Annotated in this window: 1 protein-coding gene; it reads right to left on the bottom strand. The window is 53.0% G+C overall.

From position 1 onward, the window contains the following. A partial coding sequence (locus EXT47_RS23540; protein WP_130127739.1) for an amino acid adenylation domain-containing protein occupies positions 1-3,161 on the bottom strand: 3,161 nt, incomplete at both ends.

The raw sequence follows: 3,161 nt of genomic DNA, 5'->3' as shown, positions 1-3,161 counted from the left end.
TTATCCATAATTCCGACTCGTTCCACCTCCAGCACTTGCTGCCAAATGCTGCATAACGCCCGTTCCGTATCCGATTTAGGGGCTACATACTCCGCTCTGGATAATCCAATATCTGGCTCCGGCAGTGCCTTAACATTGACTTTACCATTCGCTGTCAACGGCAAAGCTTCCAGTATCATATACGCCGACGGCACCATGTACTCCGGTAAAGCCTGACGAATATGCCCCTTAACATCCTCTATCAAGGCCCCTGTTTCCCTTTCACTGTCGCCAACCACTAGATAAGCGACCAGCTGGCTGTTGTTTTCTCCATTGTCCCGAGCCAACACTAGGGCTTCCTGAATGTCACTATGAGTTGCTAGAGCATGCTCTATTTCACCCAGCTCTATACGAAAGCCCCGTACCTTCACCTGGTGATCTATTCGTCCCAAATATTCAAGCTCACCTCCCTCCTGTCGGCGCGCCAGATCGCCGGTGCGGTAAAAGCGTTTCACACCCTGTCCCGGTAAACACACAAAACGCTCAGCACTCAACTCTTCCCGATTTAAGTAGCCCCGGCTAACCCCATGGCCGCTGACATACATTTCACCACCAATACCGTCCGGTACCAGCACTTGTTTTTCATTCAACAACAGAATATCCAGATCTGCCAGTGGCTTACCTATCAGGCTCGCACCCCGACCTTGCGTCAGATCTTGTTCCCGAATACGTCGATAGGTAACATGCACTGTGGTTTCGGTGATCCCATACATATTGACCAACTCTGGGGTGTTATCGCCATGGCGCGCCACCCAAGGTTTAAGCTGAGTGAAATTCAGGGCTTCCCCGCCAAAAACCACATAGCGCAGCGCCAGCGGTTCATCCCGACGGCTGTCTTCGGCAATCAACAGGTTAAAGGCGCTCGGGGTCTGGTTTAAGACCGTCACTTTTTCCTGCACCAACAACTGGTAGAAATCTCCGCTCGAGCGCGATACCCAGTAAGGCACTATCACTAAACGTCCGCCATAGGCCAACGCTCCCCAAATCTCCCACACCGAGAAGTCAAAGGCGTAGGAATGGAACAGGGTCCAGACATCAGCTTCACTAAAGTCAAAATGCGCTTGTGAGGTGCCTAGTAGGCGGGTCACATTATTATGCTGTACCAGCACCCCTTTAGGTTGCCCGGTAGAGCCTGAGGTATAAATAACATAAGCCAGATGATGGGACGCAAGGCCCAGCGAAGATACCGACAGGTTCTGCACCGACATGTCCGACAACTGTGCCTGTACGGCTTCGTCATCCAGACACAGGGCCTTATCCGCCAACACCGGTAATTGCGCCAGCACCGCTTGTGAAGTCAGCACGGTTTGCACACCGCTGTCTTCAAGCATATACGTCAGGCGGGACTGTGGATTGGCTGGGTCAAGCGGTACATAGGCCCCGCCTGCCTTGAGAATAGCCAACATACCGACCACCGTCTCCAGCGAGCGCTCAACGCAAAGTCCCACTAAAGTATCCGGCTTCACTCCCTGTGCTGTCAGGTAGCGAGCTAATTGGTTGGCGCGGCGGTTTAACTCGCCATAACTAAGACGGCTTGCTTCATATACTAGGGCTATTTTCTCCGGGTGGCGCGCTGCCTGCTCTTCAAATAATTCATGCAGGCAGCTGGTTAAGCACTCAATATCCTGACTGCTTTCAAGCAGCTGTTCACGCTCCCGGCTGGTCACCAATTCATGACTGAACACATCTCGCTCAGGTGACTGCAACAGGGCGCTCAGCAACACCTCAAAGTGCTCCGCCATACGCACTATCGTCTCGTCTTTAAAGACAGCCGTATTAAACTCCCAATAGAGCCCGAGGCCACCAGCCTCCTCTGCCATATTCAGGGTCAGGTCGAACTTCGCGGTTTGTCCGCCGCCTTCCACCATCGACAACTCTAATCCCGGCAACGATAAGCTGCCCTGATCATTGTTTTGCAGCGATAGCATCACCTGAAACAGCGGGCTGTGACTCAGGCTGCGCTCGGGCTGCAAACGGTCAACGATTTGTTCAAACGGCACCTGCTGATGGTCATAGGCATCGAGCAAACAGCGCTTGCTCTGCCCCAGTAAATCATGAAAACTTGGACTGCCCGATAAATCGCTGCGCAGCACCAGCGTATTGACAAAAAAGCCTATTAGCTCGGCAATTTCTGATTGCTCCCGATTCGCCACCGGCGTGCCGACCACGATATCCTGCTCGTTACTATAGCGGGATAATAAAACCGAAAACGCAGCATGCAGCCCCATAAACAAGGTGGCACCATGAGATTGACACAAGGCTGTCAAACGCGCGACATCGTTTTTATCAAGACTGCTGGCATGAACATCACCGGTAAAGCTTTGCACCATAGGTCTGGCATAATCCAACGGCAGGCTATGCACCACAGGCAAGTACGACAGCTGATTTTGCCAGTAGTCTAACTGCTGCTCTAGCACGTCGCCTTGCAGCCATTGGCGCTGCCAGTAAGCATAGTCGCCATACTGAATGGCCAAGGGAGCCAGAGACGCTTCTTCTCCCTGAACATAAGCGCGATACAGCTGGCTAAACTCATTCACCAATATGCCCATGGACCAGCCATCTGAAGCGATATGGTGCATGGTCACCAGAAAAATATGCTCTAGATCGGAGACTTTTAGCAGTCGCGTCCGAAGCATTAAATCCTGGCTCAGGTCAAAAGCGCTGACCGCCTCTTTAGCGATCACTTCAGCAATTTCAGCCTCGCGGATCCCTATCGTTAGTGTCGATAAGTCCGTAAACGGGATATCAAAAGTGTCCGCTTCTTGGAGCACCTGGATTGGCTCGCCGTCATCGCCGCCAATAAAACATGTACGTAGGCTTTCATGACGCGCCACGATAGCGCTAAAGGCCTGCTTCAAGGCGTCCTGGTTGAGGGTGCCAGTCAGTTTTAACGCCGCCGGCATATTGTAATGGGCACTGCCGCCGTCGATTTTATCCAGCAGCCATAGCCTTTGCTGTGCATAAGACAGGGGTAAGGCTTGCTCTCGGGACACCGGTAGGAGCGGCGGACCTTGCAGTCCCCGGTCACAGCTGTCGATAAAGGCCGCCAGCGCTGCCAGCTTAGGCTGGTTGAAAATCTCCCGCAGCGGCAAAGTCACCTCAAAGGCTTCGCTGCAGCGGGC

It is taken from the genome of Pseudoalteromonas sp. CO342X (genome assembly GCF_004208915.1).
Lineage (GTDB): Bacteria > Pseudomonadota > Gammaproteobacteria > Enterobacterales > Alteromonadaceae > Pseudoalteromonas > Pseudoalteromonas maricaloris.
Note: the sequence above shows the minus strand (reverse complement) of the source record. Positions and strands in the feature narration are given on the sequence as shown.